The organism is Streptomyces sp. NPDC051219, from assembly GCF_040682335.1.
In the GTDB taxonomy this organism is placed as follows: domain Bacteria; phylum Actinomycetota; class Actinomycetes; order Streptomycetales; family Streptomycetaceae; genus Streptomyces.
In genome coordinates this window covers 209,128-223,953 of the sequence record NZ_JBFBAS010000007.1, presented here as the reverse complement: position 1 = coordinate 223,953, position 14,826 = coordinate 209,128, and the positions used below count along the sequence as shown (strand labels likewise).

The 14,826-nt window shown below is 70.7% G+C and carries 15 protein-coding genes; 8 read left to right on the top strand and 7 right to left on the bottom strand.

Annotated elements, in window-relative coordinates:
• Positions 1–93 precede the first annotated feature (93 nt).
• Both AB0M62_RS11765 and AB0M62_RS11760 read left to right on the top strand, forming a co-directional pair.
• Positions 94–453 (top strand): arsenate reductase family protein, encoded by a 360-nt coding sequence (locus tag AB0M62_RS11765; protein ID WP_366073979.1) that lies wholly within the window; start codon positions 94–96, stop codon positions 451–453.
• Between the two features lie 368 nt (positions 454–821).
• Positions 822–1,505 (top strand): hypothetical protein, encoded by a 684-nt coding sequence (locus AB0M62_RS11760; protein WP_366073978.1) that lies wholly within the window; start codon positions 822–824, stop codon positions 1,503–1,505.
• 53 nt (positions 1,506–1,558) lie between these two features.
• Here the strand turns inward: AB0M62_RS11760 and AB0M62_RS11755 are convergent, their stop codons facing one another.
• Together AB0M62_RS11755 and AB0M62_RS11750 are read right to left on the bottom strand one after the other, a co-directional pair.
• Positions 1,559–2,461 carry a DUF1963 domain-containing protein gene (locus tag AB0M62_RS11755; protein WP_366073977.1) on the bottom strand — a complete coding sequence of 301 codons (903 nt, stop codon included), beginning with the start codon at positions 2,459–2,461 and terminating at the stop codon, positions 1,559–1,561.
• A gap of 160 nt (positions 2,462–2,621) precedes the next feature.
• On the bottom strand, positions 2,622–3,530 hold the full coding sequence (locus AB0M62_RS11750) for a Gfo/Idh/MocA family oxidoreductase (protein ID WP_366073976.1): 909 nt from the start codon (positions 3,528–3,530) through the stop codon (positions 2,622–2,624).
• A gap of 141 nt (positions 3,531–3,671) precedes the next feature.
• On the opposite strand from AB0M62_RS11750, the gene glnII reads away from it, so the two are divergent.
• Together glnII and AB0M62_RS11740 are read left to right on the top strand one after the other, a co-directional pair.
• Positions 3,672–4,691: a glutamine synthetase gene (gene glnII, locus AB0M62_RS11745; RefSeq protein ID WP_366073975.1), complete on the top strand. Its 1,020-nt coding sequence runs from the start codon at positions 3,672–3,674 to the stop codon at positions 4,689–4,691.
• A 436-nt stretch (positions 4,692–5,127) separates the two neighbouring features.
• Positions 5,128–5,688, top strand: a complete 561-nt coding sequence (locus AB0M62_RS11740) for a winged helix-turn-helix domain-containing protein (RefSeq protein WP_366073974.1) — start codon at positions 5,128–5,130, stop codon at positions 5,686–5,688.
• Positions 5,689–5,782: 94 nt separating this feature from the next.
• On the opposite strand, the gene AB0M62_RS11735 is transcribed toward AB0M62_RS11740, so the two are convergent.
• A complete protein-coding gene (locus AB0M62_RS11735; protein WP_366073973.1) occupies positions 5,783–7,222 on the bottom strand; it encodes a PepSY domain-containing protein in 1,440 nt (479 codons plus the stop codon).
• A 60-nt stretch (positions 7,223–7,282) separates the two neighbouring features.
• On the bottom strand, positions 7,283–7,831 hold the full coding sequence (locus AB0M62_RS11730) for a hypothetical protein (RefSeq protein WP_366073972.1): 549 nt from the start codon (positions 7,829–7,831) through the stop codon (positions 7,283–7,285).
• Positions 7,832–8,269: 438 nt separating this feature from the next.
• Here AB0M62_RS11730 and AB0M62_RS11725 point away from each other — a divergent pair, with 438 nt between their 5' ends.
• Positions 8,270–9,772 (top strand): DUF1996 domain-containing protein, encoded by a 1,503-nt coding sequence (locus AB0M62_RS11725; protein WP_366073970.1) that lies wholly within the window; start codon positions 8,270–8,272, stop codon positions 9,770–9,772.
• A gap of 57 nt (positions 9,773–9,829) precedes the next feature.
• Here AB0M62_RS11725 and AB0M62_RS11720 read toward each other — a convergent pair whose 3' ends face one another.
• On the bottom strand, positions 9,830–10,288 hold the full coding sequence (locus tag AB0M62_RS11720) for a hypothetical protein (protein WP_366073969.1): 459 nt from the start codon (positions 10,286–10,288) through the stop codon (positions 9,830–9,832).
• A 97-nt stretch (positions 10,289–10,385) separates the two neighbouring features.
• On the opposite strand from AB0M62_RS11720, the gene AB0M62_RS11715 reads away from it, so the two are divergent.
• Together AB0M62_RS11715 and AB0M62_RS11710 are read left to right on the top strand one after the other, a co-directional pair.
• Positions 10,386–12,380 carry a hypothetical protein gene (locus AB0M62_RS11715; protein WP_366073968.1) on the top strand — a complete coding sequence of 665 codons (1,995 nt, stop codon included), beginning with the start codon at positions 10,386–10,388 and terminating at the stop codon, positions 12,378–12,380.
• 84 nt (positions 12,381–12,464) lie between these two features.
• Positions 12,465–13,250, top strand: coding sequence for a TetR/AcrR family transcriptional regulator (locus AB0M62_RS11710; protein ID WP_366073967.1), 786 nt, complete (start codon positions 12,465–12,467; stop codon positions 13,248–13,250).
• Here the strand turns inward: AB0M62_RS11710 and AB0M62_RS11705 are convergent.
• Together AB0M62_RS11705 and AB0M62_RS11700 are read right to left on the bottom strand one after the other, a co-directional pair.
• The gene (locus AB0M62_RS11705; RefSeq protein ID WP_366073966.1) at positions 13,235–13,951 is read right to left on the bottom strand and encodes a DUF4230 domain-containing protein; all 717 of its coding nucleotides are present in this window, start codon (positions 13,949–13,951) and stop codon (positions 13,235–13,237) included. The two genes, AB0M62_RS11710 and AB0M62_RS11705, sit on opposite strands and share 16 nt — an antisense overlap.
• 68 nt (positions 13,952–14,019) lie before the next feature.
• Positions 14,020–14,184, bottom strand: a complete 165-nt coding sequence (locus AB0M62_RS11700) for a hypothetical protein (protein ID WP_366073965.1) — start codon at positions 14,182–14,184, stop codon at positions 14,020–14,022.
• Between the two features lie 94 nt (positions 14,185–14,278).
• Between AB0M62_RS11700 and AB0M62_RS11695 the strand changes: the two genes are divergently transcribed.
• Complete coding sequence (locus AB0M62_RS11695; RefSeq protein WP_366073964.1) at positions 14,279–14,806, top strand: N-acetyltransferase; 528 nt, start codon at positions 14,279–14,281, stop codon at positions 14,804–14,806.
• Positions 14,807–14,826: the final 20 nt, after the last annotated feature.

Genomic DNA, 14,826 nt, shown 5'->3' with positions numbered 1-14,826 from the left:
TACCTCGATTCTACTGCCCGGCACTGACAAAAGCCGCTGGCCAGAGGGCACTTCACGACTGCCCGAGCGGTGTTGGCGGTATCGTGCGGCCGCATGGAGATCTGGATCAATCCCGCGTGTTCCAAGTGCCGCAGCGCCGTTCATCTGCTTGATGCGGAGGGGGCCGAATACACCGTCCGCCGCTACCTCGAAGACGTGCCGTCCGAGGACGAGATCCGAGCGGTGCTCGACCGGCTCGGACTCGAACCCTGGGACATCACCCGGACCCAGGAGCCGGCCGCGAAGGAGCTCGGCCTGTGGGACTGGCCGCGCGAGGCCGACGCGCGAGACCGCTGGATCGCGGCGCTGTCGGCGCACCCGAAGCTGATCCAGCGGCCCATCATCACGGCGGACGACGGCAGCGCGGTGGTGGGGCGTACGGAGGAGGCGGTACGGGACGCGCTTTCGCGCTGAGGTGCCGACGGAACGCGCCACGGGCGGCCCGAGTTGCGGCGCGCTCCGGCGGAGTACCTGCGCGCGCCCGGGGTGTGCGAACGGATCCGGGGCCGCCCTGCCCAAGAAGGTGCGGACGGTCTGCTGACGCGGCATCCGGCGGCCATGTCGGCGGTGCGCGACGGGCTGGTGAGGTGTGCGGCGTCGCGCGACCACGCCTTCACCGAAGCCCTGGATGTACTCGGCCGGATCCCGGCGCCAGTGAACCCCGGTAAGTGGTAACGAAGTTATTTCAGTGACGGTTGAGACGAACGGGATTCCTACTCGTACGTAACGGCACACGGATCGAAGCCGGCCGGGGTTCATGGGCCGGGGACAGGGAGTCACGCGTGTCGCGTAAGAAGACCCTCAGCCGCAAGAAGAAGGTCGTACTGCTGATCAGCGCCGCGGCGCTGGCCGGCGGAACAGCGATTGTCATGACCGGGACAAGTCAGGCCTCGGTGGCTTGCGACGGCCTGGCCACGGCACTGCGCAACAACGAGAGCTTCATCGCCGGACAGCGCGCCAACCCGGACGCCCTGTCGGACGCCAGGATCGCCAACCGGCAGGACGTCATCGCGGAGATCAAGCGCAAGCAGGCTGCCTCCGGATGCGAGGTCGGCGAGGGCGGCGGCGAGGCCGCACCTGCACCGGAGCAGCCGCCGGCGCAGCAGCCCGCGAACCCGGGTGAGGCGGCACCGCCGGCCGAGGCCGCCCCGCCCGCCGAGGCCGCCCCGCCCGCCGAGGCGGCTCCGTCCGCCGGGGGGAACGCGGGCGGAGCTGCCGGCGAAGTCGTCTGCGCGGGATCGACCGTCACGCTCTCCGGCGAGGGCGGCGCGCCCGCCGCGTCCAGCAACCAGTTCCCCGTGGGCACCACACTGAAGGTCACCAACCTGGACAACAACAAGTCCACAACGGTACAGGTCACTTCGGTCTCCGGAAGCTGCGCGCTGCTGAACAACGCGGCCTTCGAGCAGGTCCGCGAGCCGGGCAAGTTCCTGATCCGCAAGGCACGGATCGAGCGGGTCGGCTAGGCCGAGGTCCGGGCACCGGGCCGGATCGGCGTGTGCGAGGCCGGACAGGGCGTTCAGGAGCAGTCGAAGCGGTACGCGATCGGCCTTCGGGGACAGTGCGGGCAGACGAACATGTAGATCCCGCCCATGTCCCCGAGCATCAGGCCGGGCGCGCACTGCAGGCTCATCCGCTCCTCGTACGGAAGATCGAGGACCGTCCCGGACGCGGGGCGGTCCTCCTCCGGCAGCCAGGTCCGCCAGCCCACGCCGTCGAACTCGACGCTCCCGACGGTCAGCAGATGGTCCATGCTCCGGCCGCACTGCGCACAGTCCGGCCAGTCGGGGCCCTGCGTCCAGCTCGGATAGCCGCCGGTCTTGATGCCGTCGGCCACGGCGAGGTGCGAGTCGTACTTCAGGCCCGTCTGCCGCTCGAGTTCGTCGAAGCGCTCGCGCAGCGCCTCCCACAGCGGCTCCGGCAGGTCCCGGCTCGGGTACTCCACGATCCGCTCGGGGTGCAGTACGCACGGGTCGGGCACATGGTCGTCAGGGGCACCGGCGGGCAGCGGCGGACCGCTCAGTATCGGCCCGTCGTACGTCGAGGCGCGCCAGTGCAGCCGCGGCTCGGGGGCGTAGTGCGGCTCGTGCTCGAACGGGCACCACAGGACCTGCAGGACGTCACAGTCCGACGGGAACGGCACGTCCAGCACGCCTGGTATGTCCGCCGCGTACAGCTGCAGTACCGGCACGAGCGGGACGGCGCCGTCCGCCGGGACGTCGAAGGCGACCGGCAGATGCTCCGACACGCAGTACGGCCAGGGCTCCCCGGCCGGCCACAGCAGCGGTCCGCCCACCGAACTGTCCCGCACGCCGGGGGAACCGGCCCGCGGGTGCAGCCGTACCGCCTCGCGGCGGTAGGGCACGACCTCGGGGAAGAGCGCCTCCACGTCGACCGGGCGTGGTGGTGTGGTGCGCGTCATCGGGCCCTCCGGCGGGTCTCGCGGTTCTGATCGAAGACTAACCGCGGACGCCGACAGCCCTCCTGGCCGGTCGCCGGCTCAGCGCCGGCCGCGGCTGTGCCGCGCCGGCGCATCTCTTCCCGGCCTTCGCCCGCACCTGAGCCCGCGCCTTCAACTCCGCCTACCCCTGCGCCTTCATCTCCGCTTCCGCTTCCGCCAGGATCTCCGTGACCCGCAGTCCGAAACGGAGATCGCAGGGATGCGGCACACCCGTGCGGACCGATTCCAGAAGGGCGTCGACCGCGCGGCCGAAGGCTCCGGGTACGTCGCTCCACTCCGGCAGCACCGCCACCCCCCGCTCACCCCGGAGCTCGATGCCCACGCCGGTCGCCCGGACCGGTGCGCCCAGCCCCAACGTCGCGGTGCTGGACGCGCCCGAGGCATGCCGCAGTACGAGATGGGCGGTGTCGGCCGGCCCGCCCGCGGCCGTCACCCTCGTCACGTCGCCGAGCACCGGCATGAGTACGGACAACACGTGCGGGCCGACGTCCCACAGCCCGCCCCTTTCCCGGCGCCACGGCGAGTCGGCGTACGGGCTGGTCGTGCCGGGCGAGTAGAGCGCGCCGAGCCACTGCGCGCGTGCGGTGAACCAGCCCTCCGCCGCAGCCTGTTCCGCGATCCAGCCCGCCGAGGGCGTGGCGAAGCGCAGAGTGAAGAAGACGACCGAGGCCACGGCTGCCCGATCCGCTGTGTCGGCGGCCTCGCGGGCCCCCGCCACCGTTGTCGCGACCGGTTTGTCCAGCAGCAGATGACACCCGGCGGCGGCCGCGGGTACGGCCATTGCCGTCTGTACGTCCGGCGGCAGCGCGAACGCCACGGCGTCGCAGTCGGCGAACAGGGCGTCGGCGCTTTCGTACACCTTCACGCCGTACGTCCGGGCGAGCGCACCCGCAGCCTCGGGGCGACGGCCCCACACGCCCGTGAAGTGAACCGCCGGGTGGGCGGCGAGGGCGGGCGCGTGGGTGCGGGCTGCCCACGGGCCGGTGCCGAGGAGCCCGATGCGCAGAGGGTTCGTATCGTACGAAGTCATCACCCACCCAGTCTGCCTCGGCCGAAACCTCGGTAACACGGGGTTCACATTCGGGCAACGGACGGGAAATCGCGTGTTGGCACGCTGCACCGCAGCACCCGCAATGACTGCGCCCGAAGCGACGCACTAAGGATGAAGCCCGTGACCTTCAAGGCTGAGTACATCTGGATCGACGGCACCGAGCCGACGGCGAAGCTTCGCTCGAAGACGAAGATACTGGCCGTCGGCGCCGAGCTCCCCATCTGGGGCTTCGACGGGTCCAGCACGAACCAGGCCGAGGGTCACGCCTCCGACCGCGTACTGAAGCCGGTCTTCTCCTGTCCGGACCCGATCCGCGGCGGTGACAACGTCCTCGTGCTGTGCGAGGTCCTGAACATCGACATGACGCCGCACGAGTCCAACACGCGCGCGCTGCTCCGTCCGGTCGCCGAGCAGTTCGCGGCCCAGGAGCCGGTCTTCGGCATCGAGCAGGAGTACACCTTCTTCGACGGCACCCGCCCGCTCGGCTTCCCGGTCAACGGCTTCCCGGCCGCGCAGGGTGGCTACTACTGCGGTGTCGGCTCGGACGAGATCTTCGGCCGCGAGATCGTCGAGAAGCACCTCGACCACTGCCTCGAGGCGGGTCTGGGCATTTCCGGCATCAACGCGGAGGTCATGCCCGGCCAGTGGGAGTTCCAGGTCGGCCCGCTGGCTCCGCTGGAGGTCGCGGACCAGCTGTGGATCGCGCGCTGGCTGCTCTACCGCACCGCCGAGGACTTCAACGTGTCGGCGACGCTCGACCCGAAGCCGGTGAAGGGCGACTGGAACGGCGCGGGCGCGCACACCAACTTCTCCACGAAGGCGATGCGCGAGGGCTACGGCGCGATCATCACCGCGTGCGAGTCGCTGGGCGAGGGCTCCAAGCCGCTGGACCACGTCAAGAACTACGGCGCGGGCATCGATGACCGGCTGACGGGCCTGCACGAGACCGCCCCGTGGAACGAGTACAGCTACGGTGTCTCGGACCGCGGCGCCTCGGTCCGTATCCCGTGGCAGGTCGAGCAGGACGGCAAGGGCTACATCGAGGATCGCCGCCCGAACGCGAACGTCGACCCGTACGTGGTCACGCGGCTGATCGTCGACACCTGCTGCAGCGCCCTGGAGAAGGCCGACCAGGTCTGATCCGGATTTGAGGCAACTCGGGGCGGGCGCCCACCGGTCACGGTGGGCGCCCGCCCCGTTGTCAGTGCCGGCAGAGTGGAACGGATCGCCGGACGCCGCGACAACGGTCATCGGGCTGGAGTGGTGCAAACGGCCGTCGGGTTGAGGCGGTGGCTCCGTCCGGCCGGGGCGCCAAGGTTCCGTATCGGCCTGTGAGAGGGCTCTGCTGCGGCAGCGTTACATCTGCTTCAATAGGGTCATGGCCAGCTACCAGCACATCGCGACAGGTCGCAGCGACCTCGAGCCGTTCTGGCCTTCCCGTCAGCATCACGATTTCGACCGGGTGTGTTGCCGCGCGACGACTGCGCCGGCCCTCTAACACCTCACCGGTCTTCGGCCAGCGCGCATGACGTACGTCTCCTGTCGACGACTCTCCGCGTGAAAGAGCTGACCTCTCATGGCGAACACCCGTTCCTTCTCCGCTGCGACCGCCACCCCCGGCGCTCCGCCCGTCAACCAGAACCGCCACCGACTGCGTGCCGTCGACCGCGACGAGGTGATCCATGTCGCGGACTTCCTGCCGCCGGGTGCCACCTGGCTGCCGGCGCCGCAGCACTCCGTTCCCAGCCTCCCGGGCCGGCCGCCCATGATCGGGTACCTGGTGCTCGTACCGGCCGATCAGCACCCGCCGTCGCTCGTCGCGTCCGCCCCCGCCGTGGAGGCGGTCACGACCGGTGACGATCGCGTACGGATCGACCCGGCCCAGCGCACCGCCGAGGTCGACGGGCAGGTGCTGGACCTGACGTACCTCGAATTCGAGCTCCTCGCCCACCTGGTGGCGCACCCTCAGCGGGTGCACAGCCGCGACCAGCTGGTGACCACCGTGTGGGGTTACGGGCACGTGGGAGACGGCCGCACCGTCGACGTCCACATCGCCCGGCTGCGCCGCAAGCTGGGTGCCGAGCACCGGGGCACGATTCAGACCGTGCGGCGCGTCGGCTACAAGTACACGCCCTGACCCGGCCCCGGCTCAGCGGATCCCACCATATTTCGCGTCACTCGACCACAGGGCCCCCGGAACACGCGTCCCGGGGGCCTCGTCGTGCGCGCGGTCAGGCCGCTTCGCCGGCCCGGCTGCGGGCGACCAGCCCCAGCACCACGTCGAAGGCCAGGAAGGCCAGCAGGCTGATCCCGAGCAGCGGGACGAACCAGCCGATCAGCGCGGTCGCTGCCACGAGGGGCAGCAGTACGGGGAGCGGCACGCGGCGCCAGGCGCCTCGAGGCATCGGCCGGCCCGCGCTCAGCCTGCGCTCCTTCGTCGGCCTGCGCAGCCACCACATCCGGTAGCCCCAGACGATGAGCAGGATCAGAGCGAGGGCGAGAGCCGCCAGTGCCAGCTGGTTGGCCAGGCCCAGGAAGGCACCCATGTGGGCGTCGATCCCGTAGCGGGTCAGCTTGGCGAGCAAGGGGTAGTCGGCGAAGCGCAGTTCATCCATCACCGTGCCGTCGGCCGGGTCGACCGCTACCGAGTCCAAGTGGACCGGGAACTGCTTGTCCGTCTCCTTGACGACATATCCGTTGCCCTCGCTCGGCAGGATCACCGATATCTCGGGCCCGTCGATACCGGCGGCGCGGGCCGCCTCGAGCGCTTTGTCGGCGCCGACGTCCTGGCCCTGGTGGGCTCCTCCGCCCGAGCCACTGCCGTGGCCCGCGTGTTCACCGCCTCCGTTGCCTCCGTCGAGGGCAGCCGAGACCACCGGGCTGGCGCCGCCGAGCTGGTCCTGGACCTTGCCGATGTTCTCGCCGGCGTACCGGGACCAGGTCAGTCCGGTGGCGGAGAGCAACACCAGTCCGATGACCGCCCACAGGCCGACCGAGCCGTGCCAGGACAGCGTCCTGCGGCGGCCGCTGGCGCCGCGCTCGGGCGCGATCAGGGCCCGCTTCCCGGACCGCTTGCGGCCGGCCCAGAGCAGCAGCCCGCCGAGGGCCACCACCCACAGCCAGCTGGCGGCCAGTTCGCTGTAGTGGCGGCCCGTTTCACCGAGCCGCAGATCGCGGTGCAGCTCGTCGAGCCAGGTGCGCAGCGGGAGGGCGCCCGAGCTGCCGTAGCTGGTGAGCTCGCCCCTTACCTCGGCGGTGTACGGGTTGACGAAGACGGCGAGGGACTTGCCCTCCTCGACCTCGGGAGTGGTCAGCAGCACGCGGGTGGTGGCGCCGTCCTCGGCCGACGGCCAGACCGCGGTCACCGTGCCCTCGGGGTGGGCGGCGCGGGCGGCCGCGATCTGGGCGTCGAGAGGCTTGGCCGCGTCACCGACCGGCACCTCCAGCTCATGGCTGTAGATGATCTTCTCCGCCTGGAAGGAGAGGGCGTACAGCAGCCCGCTCACGGCGGCGACCAGGAGGAGTGGGGCGATGAGCACGCCCGCGTAGAAGTGTATGCGCAGCACGAGGGGGCGCAGGGCGCTCCACGTCGACGGGCGCCCTTCCTGGGCTGCCGTCGCGGTGGGTGCGGTGGTTTCTTCTGTCCCCTTGACGGGGTCGTCGATGGCCATGGGTGTCCTAGGAGTCGGCGTAGACATGGGGAATCGGCCCCCAGGTCACGCCGCGGGTTGCTAGGCGGCAGTGATACGGCCGGAGGCCGTGGCGCGGCTGAACACCCGGGAAGGGGGCCCCCGTCGGGAGAGTGCGTGCGCGAGCAGTACGCCGTGGATGCGGTGCGGCGGCCGGGCCGGGGGGAGTCCGGGGTGCGGAGCCTCCGGCACGCGGAGCCGCACTGACGCGAGCAGGAGCCGCAGCGGGGCGAAGGAGAGCGTGCCGAGCGTGCGGGCCAGCCGGAACACGGCGGCCTCGCCACGAGCCAGCCACAACGCGCAGACGAGGGCAGCGAGGAGATGGGCGCCGAGCATCCCGGCGGTGCCATGGTCCACGGCGCCCGTGGTGAGTGTCTCGCCGGCCATGCCCGTGTGGGCGTGCCGCACGGCGTGCGTATCCGGATGCGGCCGCGCCGCGCCGAAGACCAGATGCAGGGCACCTTGGGCTGCGACCAGTCCCGTACCGATGGAGGGGACGCCACGTCGCTGTCCTCCGGCAAGCCAGGCGACAGTGCCGGTCACGGCGAATACGACCAGAAGCGAGCTGATCGGGATGTCATGCGCGGACATGTACGAATGACCCATCGCGGCCAGTGCTACACACACCGCCGCGAATACCGCGGCCCGTGTGGCGCGCATCGGCGACCGGGCATCCGTCATGGTGGGCACATGGTGCCATCCCCGCGGGGGTGGCGGGAGGCCAGGGGCGGAATGTCCGCCGGGACCGACGCGCCGGGCGCGGCGGTTGGGGGCCGGCCCGGCACGACGGCAGCCCGCCGGCACATTTCGGCACATCCGGGAATCTCATAACCGCCGGGCACACACCAGGTATCCGGCGGTTTTCCGTTCCCGCGCCCGCCGGTACGCGGTACATCGCCCGGTTTGCGGATGGAGTTTAGTACGAACTCGCAATTAGCTTGAACAGGCCGTGACGCCGATCCGTATGGAACGTCGCGCTTCTCCCCTGCCGGGCGTCCCCCTACCCCGGCATCGAAGCAGAGGAGTTCCATGGGACACGCATCGCGCAAACGATCAACACTGGCAAACCGGGCAATAGCCGCCTCAGCTGCTTTGATTCTGGGCGGAGGTGGACTGGTCGCGGCCAATGTCTACGCCTCCGCAGGAGAGGGCAAGTGGGGCGGCGGCGGCAACCGCACGCTCCAGGGCGAGAACGCGGGGCAGCAGGTTTCCACCATCGACTGTCCGGAGGTCGCGAATGGGCTGCCTGATGTGCCTCAGCAGTCTCGCGGTGAAGTCGACCGCGAACTGGCGGCAATCGACACTCAGATCACTGACGCCTACAAGCAGTTCGCGGACCAGAAGGAGGAGATCGAAAGGGACCCGAACCTCGGAAAGAACGCCATTCTCGATCCGCTGGAGGACAAGCGTCGCGCATCAATCGATCGCATAGCCGTCGCCATCGGCCGTTCCGGTCAGCAGCCGGGCAACCTCGAGGGAATGGCACCCTGCACCCTGCGCGCCGAAGAGGGCCAGAACCAGGACAACGGTCAGGGTCAGGACAACGGCCAGGACCAGGGCCAGAACCAGGGCCAGGACGCCGGCCAGGACGGCGGAGACGCCGGCAACGAGAACGGCGATCAGGGTGATGACCAGCAGCAACAGGGCAACGGGCCCAGTCCCGACGACTTTGTCGACATCACGACCGTCCAGCCGAACGTCCAGGTGCCCCAGAAGAAGCGCAACGCATCCAGGGGTACCTTCACCACCAATTGCGGCGTGAATGAGAATGGAAAGTTCAACCCGGACAACGTCATCGTCGCGCCTGGTGTGAGCAATGGCGCGCACCACATGCACGATTACGTCGGCAACCAGGCCAATGACGCCTTCGCGAGCGACGACGACCTGGCCGCCGGTGAGACCACCTGCCGCAACCAGGGCGACAAGTCCACGTACTACTGGCCTGTCCTTCGACTGCAGAACGGCCAGGACGAGGCCGACGTAAATGCCGACGGTGGCGGCAAGGACCAGAATATCGGTGAGATTCAGACACCGGACCAGGTCACTTTGAAGTTCGTCGGCAGCCCGGCCGCAAAGGTCGTCGCCATGCCACGTTTCCTCCGGATCATCACCGGTGACGCCAAGGCGTTCACCAACGGTGACGCGAACGCGAACGCGTCGTGGAGCTGCACCGGGTTCGAGAACCGGCAGCTGAAGGACAAGTATCCGATCTGCCCCGAGGGCAGCAAGGTAGTACGGACCTTCAAGTTCCAGAGCTGCTGGGACGGCCAGAACACCGACAGCGCCAATCACCGGACGCATGTGGCATTCGCGGACGGAAACGGCCGGTGCCAGAACGGGTTCAAGGCGATTCCGCAGCTTCAGCAGCGCATTGTCTACGACGTACCGCCCGGTCCGGGATTCGCGGTCGACTCCTTCCCGGAGCAGCTGCACAAGCCCATCACGGACCACGGTGACTTCATCAACGTCTTCGACGACAACCTGATGAAGAAGGTGGTCTCCTGCATCAACGGAGGCCGCAAGTGCACCTGAGCCACTGACCGGCGGAGGGCGGCGGTGGCCGCCGCCCTCCGCTTTCGGCCTGCGCGGTCAGCTCCCGTGGTGACCGGAGTGCCCGGACTCGTCCCCCCCACTGCCACTGCTCCCCGAGTGGTCCGAGCCCGACTCCACCGTCCCCCCGAGCCGGCCGCGCAGCGTCTTGACCACATCCGGTTCGCCGACGGCGACCCACTTGCGCCCCACCAGGTACTCACCGCCGTAGTCCTTGGCGCTGTTCAGCCACTCCCGCTGACCCCGGTCCGTGCTGAACGTGGCGAGCACCCAGCTGCCGTCCTTCGTCTTGCAGTTGGCCTGCCGCAGTTCCGCCGCATCCGTCTGGATGTTCGGCTTGCAGTCCGTCTTCGCCGCCAGCTGTTCCAGGCTGCCGGTGGCCGTCTCCGGCGCTTCCTTCGCGGCCTTGTCGTCACTCTTGCCGTCCGAGCTGCAGCCCGTCACCAGCGTGAGGGCCAGAACCGCCGCGGCAGCTGCTATCTGGGAGTACTTGCGCATCTGGCCATCGTGCCCCGAGCGCCACGCCCGTGGGGCGCGAATTGCGGGATCGCGCGCCCCCCGGATGCCGAGGTGACCATCCGACGATTCGCTCGTTTTGCTGAACGTGCCCTCACAGGATGCCCTCACCCGCACCCCACCCGGCCCCGTCGATATCGAGCAGGCCGAGGCCGCTCTCGTCGAGCACTATCCGCGGCTGGTGCGGCTCGCCTATCTGGTGCTGCCGCCCACACTCGGCCGCAACCGGCGGGTACTGACCGCACACGCCCTCACCCAGCGCGCGTTGCCCCGCAACCGCTCGGCGGTCACCGCGGCCGACATCCCGGTACCACGCCCGTCGGCGGACGGGACCGCCGCCGATCCCTGCTACGCGTACGTACGACGGCGCGTGCTGCAGACCGCGCTGGAAGCCGGGCTTCCGCTCAGGCGGCGCGCCTGGCCCAAGCGGGCGCAGCTGCCGCCGCTGCTGCCCCAGGTATGGGGACTGCGCCTGTTCCCGCGCTCGGGCGGCGCCGACGAACTCGCCCTGGACCAGCGGCTGTCCGCGGTGTCCGGGCCGGCCCGTGCGGCGTTCGCCCTGCGGGGTCTGGAGCACCTGGCGGACGCGGACGTCGAGCGGGTGCTCGCCACCGCCGGAGTGGCCGACCCGCGGGCGGCACTGGCCGAGGCCGGCCGCATCGAGGCGCCGCCGGGCCGCACCGGCGCCGGCCGGATGACGGCGGGCGGGTCCTCGGCCGCGCTGCTGGACTCCCCCGAGTTCGACCCCTGTTCGCTGCAGGCCCGCCCCACCGACCTGATACGGCGCAGGCAGCACGCGAAGGCGGCGCTGGCGGCCACCGCCGCGGTGCTGGTGTGCGGCGCGCTGTTGGGCCTGCCGGGTGAGGGCTGGGGGCCGGACGGAGCGGCCGCGCCGCCGTACGCCCGTAATCCCGCCGCCCAGCAGGCCCTGGACCCCGCCCGCCTGACCCTCGTCACTCCGGCCGCCTGGCGCTCCTCGACGCGTACCGACTTCTCCGTCTGGCCCGCGCGCGGCGACCGCACCACCGACCGCTCCCTGCTTCGCCGCGCGCTCGCCGTGTGGGCGAGGCCCGGCCCCTCGGTCCAGGTGTCGGCCACTCCCGGCACCGCGGCCGGTCCCCCGCCGGGCCCACCCCAGCTGCTGTTCGCGGGAGCGGTCGACCAGGCCGTGGTGGTCCTGCTGTACGACGGGCTGCGCGTGGCGCGGTACGCGGAACCCAGGCGGGGCGAGGCAAGTGGCGGTGGCGCGGCGCTCGACTTCGCCCGCGCCGACGGGGCCGACGCCGCGACGGCCAACGCCCTGGTGGTGGGCCGCACCGATGGCAATGTCCGCTATCTCACCGCCCCCTGGGTGACGGGAGCGTCGGTACGGGATCTGTTGCGGCCCGCCGACGCCCCCACCGCGCTGAAGCGCACGGCGGACGGCGTGACCGCCCCCTTCCCCAGCCCGGCCCAGGCCCGCGCCTGCACGGGCTGGAATGTCCTCGAGCTGGCCTCGGGCCGGGACACCCGCCTGCTGACGGACCTCGGCGAACTCACCCCCGCCCTGCTGACCTCGGGCCCGCCGTCCGCCCCGCGCGACGTGTCGGGCGGTACCGCGCTCGCCGGCTGGGCCCGCACCGCGTGCCTGCTGCCCGCGGTGCGCTCGCACGGCGTACGCAGCGTGAACTCGTGGCAGTACGCGAAGCAGCGGCTGCCCGAGTCCAACGGCACCGCGACGTGGCTCTGCACCCGTGCCGAGACCTGGCGGGGTCCGGCCAGCCGGGTGCTGGCGCAGTTCCACGCCCCGGCGGTGCAGGCATCGGCGCCCGGCGCCATCGCCGCCCGCGCCGAGGACTCACCGGCGTGCGGGACGCGTGAGCCGCGCGTCCTGGCGGGTGTGCTGTGGAAGTCACGGGGCGGGCAGTGGTACGTCCTGGCGGCAGGCAGCGAACAGTTCGCGTCGGTCACCACCTCGGGCGGCGTGAGCGGCAGCGGCGCGGGCAACCGGCTCGCCGTACGTGCGACGGAAGGCGCGCGGGCGGAGCTCAACGGCCGGCTGGAGGACGGCACCGAGGTCGGCGCACTGCGCTGAGGCGCCGAAGGACTCCACGACTGCTGCCAATGCGCTCGCCCCCGCAGGGGTACTACTGATCAGTCGGTCGGTAGGCTGGCCGCCATGACAACCGGGGTGCGCCGCAGGATGGGCGTGGAGGAGCGACGGCAGCAGCTGATCGGTGTGGCGCTGGAGTTGTTCAGCCACCGCTCCCCCGACGAGGTGTCCATCGACGAGATCGCGGCTGCCGCCGGTATCTCCCGGCCTCTGGTGTACCACTACTTTCCCGGCAAGCTCAGCCTGTACGAGGCCTCGCTGCGGCGGGCGGCCGACGAGCTGGCGGGCCGGTTCCTGGAGCCGCACGAAGGACCTCTCGGGGCTCGGCTGCTGCGGGTCATGGGACGGTTTTTCGACTTCGTCGACGAACACGGTCCGGGTTTTTCCGCACTGATGCGCGGTGGCCCGGCCGTGGGGTCGTCCACGACGAACGCGATGATCGACGAGGTGCGGCAGGCTGCCTACGAGCAGATCCTGGCCCATCTGGGGGTGACGGATCCGCCCGCGCGTCTGGAGCTGGTCGTACGGTCCTGGGTCTCGCTCGCCGAGTCGACGGCCCTGATCTGGCTGGACGGGCGCCGGATACCGCGCGCGGAGCTGGAGTTGCAACTCGTGCACGACTTCGCGGCGCTGGCCGCGGTGAGTGCGGCATACGACGCGGAGATGGCCGGCGTGCTGCTCGACATCCTCGCTGCGGAGCCCGCCGACGGGCCGTTCGGCGATCTCGTCGAACGGCTGGCGGCCCTCGCGCCCTCGGTTCATACAGCGCCGTCCGCGCCCTCGGTGCGTTCGGCGCACTCGGCACCCTCCGTGCCCGCGACGCCCTCGATGCCGGTTCAGCGCGTGCCGTAGGTGACGGTCACCCGCTCGAAGCCGAGCGAGTGCAGCAGGCCCTGCAGCATGCTCGTCGTGTTCTTCTCGGCGCGGGTGGCGAGTTCGCTCTCCTCGGCCGCCTTGCCGATGTGCTGTGCGGCGAGACGGTGGACGGCTCGTTCGTCGGCCGGGTTGTCGGAGAAGAAGTCACCGAGCCGGTCCAGGAGCCCCCGTTGCTTGGACACGGCGTACGAACGGTCCGCGTCCAGCGCCGGCTTGCCGAGTTCGGCGTGCGGCAGACGGATGGTGGCCACGGTCCGGTCCTTGTTGACGGTCACGCTCTTCCCGTCGGCCCGGCCGAGGTCGACATACGCGCCGACGGTTCCGGCCCCGACGTACAGCGTCCGGGTGCCACGGACCGCGTCCGGCAGGAACTTGGCGTCCTTCTCCAGATCGACGACGACCTGGAAGTTGCCGGAGGCCGCCTCGTAACGGCTCATGTCCTGAATGGACTTGAGGAGAGCCGGACCCGAGCGGTCGTGGGTCTCCTCGCCGAACACGTCGTCGAGGCCGGGCAGCAGGCTGAGCCGGGTGCCCAACAGAAGCAGCACCACGATCACCGCCAGCGCTGCGGGCAGCTTCACCCACCACGGCAGCCCGCGGCGACGCCGTGGTGGGCTGGGCTCCCGCTCGGGGGTGACTTCGGTGCGGCCCGTTGCGGGGTGACTGTGGATCGGCATCGCGGCGGTCCTTCCGGGCAGCGGAGGGGACTTCCTCCGGTACGGCTACCCCCGGAGCCCGCCGTCAGTCAGTTCCTGCCCTCCGGCTCGTCCGCGGCGGCCCGCACCGCGGCGGCGAGTTCCTTCTTGGTGGCGAGCTTGTCGAGGCGCTTGTCCAGCTTGTCCAGGCGCCGGCTGATCTGCCCAGCACGGCCGGGGTGACTGCGCCCGCGACCGCAACTGCCGTACGTCACATATGCATTCGAGATGTCGTGATCGGCACCCTAGCCCCGCTTGCCGCCCGGACTCAGACCTTCGGGGAAGGTTCGGCCAGCAATAATCTCCTTCATGATCGATTCGCCGAAGATAACGCTCCGCCACACGGCGGATGCCGATGCCGACACGCTCGTGGCCCTCTACGACCGGGCCGCCCGCTGGATGCGGGACAACTCCATCGAACAGTGGAAGCCCGGTGACAAGGACGCCGAGCACTTCCGCGAGCGCATGAGGACAGGCGAGGTCTGGCTCGCGGAGGCGGACGGGCGGCCCTGTGCGGCGTACGAACTGTGGTGGTCGGACGAGGCCGCCTGGGGCGTTCAGCCGCCCGTCGCCGGCTATGTGCACCGGCTGATGATCGACCGCAGGACCGCGCCGCCCGGCCTCGGCCGCAGGGTGCTCGGCCACGCCGAGCTGCGGATCGCCCGTACCGGGAGGGAGTTCGCCCGGCTGGACTGCCTCTCCTCGAGCCCCCGCCTGCGTACGTACTACGAGGCCGCGGGGTACCGGGTGGCGGGCGAGCACCCGTCCAAGGAGGCGGCCGACGGCAGTACGTACGCGGTGGTGCTGCTGGAGAAGCGGCTCGCAAGACAGCCCTAGACGCGGTCCGGGCGAGCGAG

What these genes read in the sequence shown, in the direction of transcription:
- AB0M62_RS11755 (WP_366073977.1), bottom strand. Translation starts at nt 2,461, where the DNA reads ATGACGCGCACCACACCACCACGCCCGGTCGACGTGGAGGCGCTCTTC.
- AB0M62_RS11735 (WP_366073973.1), bottom strand. Translation starts at nt 7,222, where the DNA reads ATGGCCATCGACGACCCCGTCAAGGGGACAGAAGAAACCACCGCACCC.
- AB0M62_RS11725 (WP_366073970.1), top strand. Translation starts at nt 8,270, where the DNA reads ATGGGACACGCATCGCGCAAACGATCAACACTGGCAAACCGGGCAATA.
- AB0M62_RS11695 (WP_366073964.1), top strand. Translation starts at nt 14,279, where the DNA reads ATGATCGATTCGCCGAAGATAACGCTCCGCCACACGGCGGATGCCGAT.
- AB0M62_RS11750 (WP_366073976.1), bottom strand. Translation starts at nt 3,530, where the DNA reads ATGACTTCGTACGATACGAACCCTCTGCGCATCGGGCTCCTCGGCACC.
- AB0M62_RS11720 (WP_366073969.1), bottom strand. Translation starts at nt 10,288, where the DNA reads ATGCGCAAGTACTCCCAGATAGCAGCTGCCGCGGCGGTTCTGGCCCTC.
- AB0M62_RS11705 (WP_366073966.1), bottom strand. Translation starts at nt 13,951, where the DNA reads ATGCCGATCCACAGTCACCCCGCAACGGGCCGCACCGAAGTCACCCCC.
- AB0M62_RS11710 (WP_366073967.1), top strand. Translation starts at nt 12,465, where the DNA reads ATGACAACCGGGGTGCGCCGCAGGATGGGCGTGGAGGAGCGACGGCAG.
- AB0M62_RS11765 (WP_366073979.1), top strand. Translation starts at nt 94, where the DNA reads ATGGAGATCTGGATCAATCCCGCGTGTTCCAAGTGCCGCAGCGCCGTT.
- AB0M62_RS11740 (WP_366073974.1), top strand. Translation starts at nt 5,128, where the DNA reads ATGGCGAACACCCGTTCCTTCTCCGCTGCGACCGCCACCCCCGGCGCT.
- AB0M62_RS11730 (WP_366073972.1), bottom strand. Translation starts at nt 7,831, where the DNA reads ATGTCCGCGCATGACATCCCGATCAGCTCGCTTCTGGTCGTATTCGCC.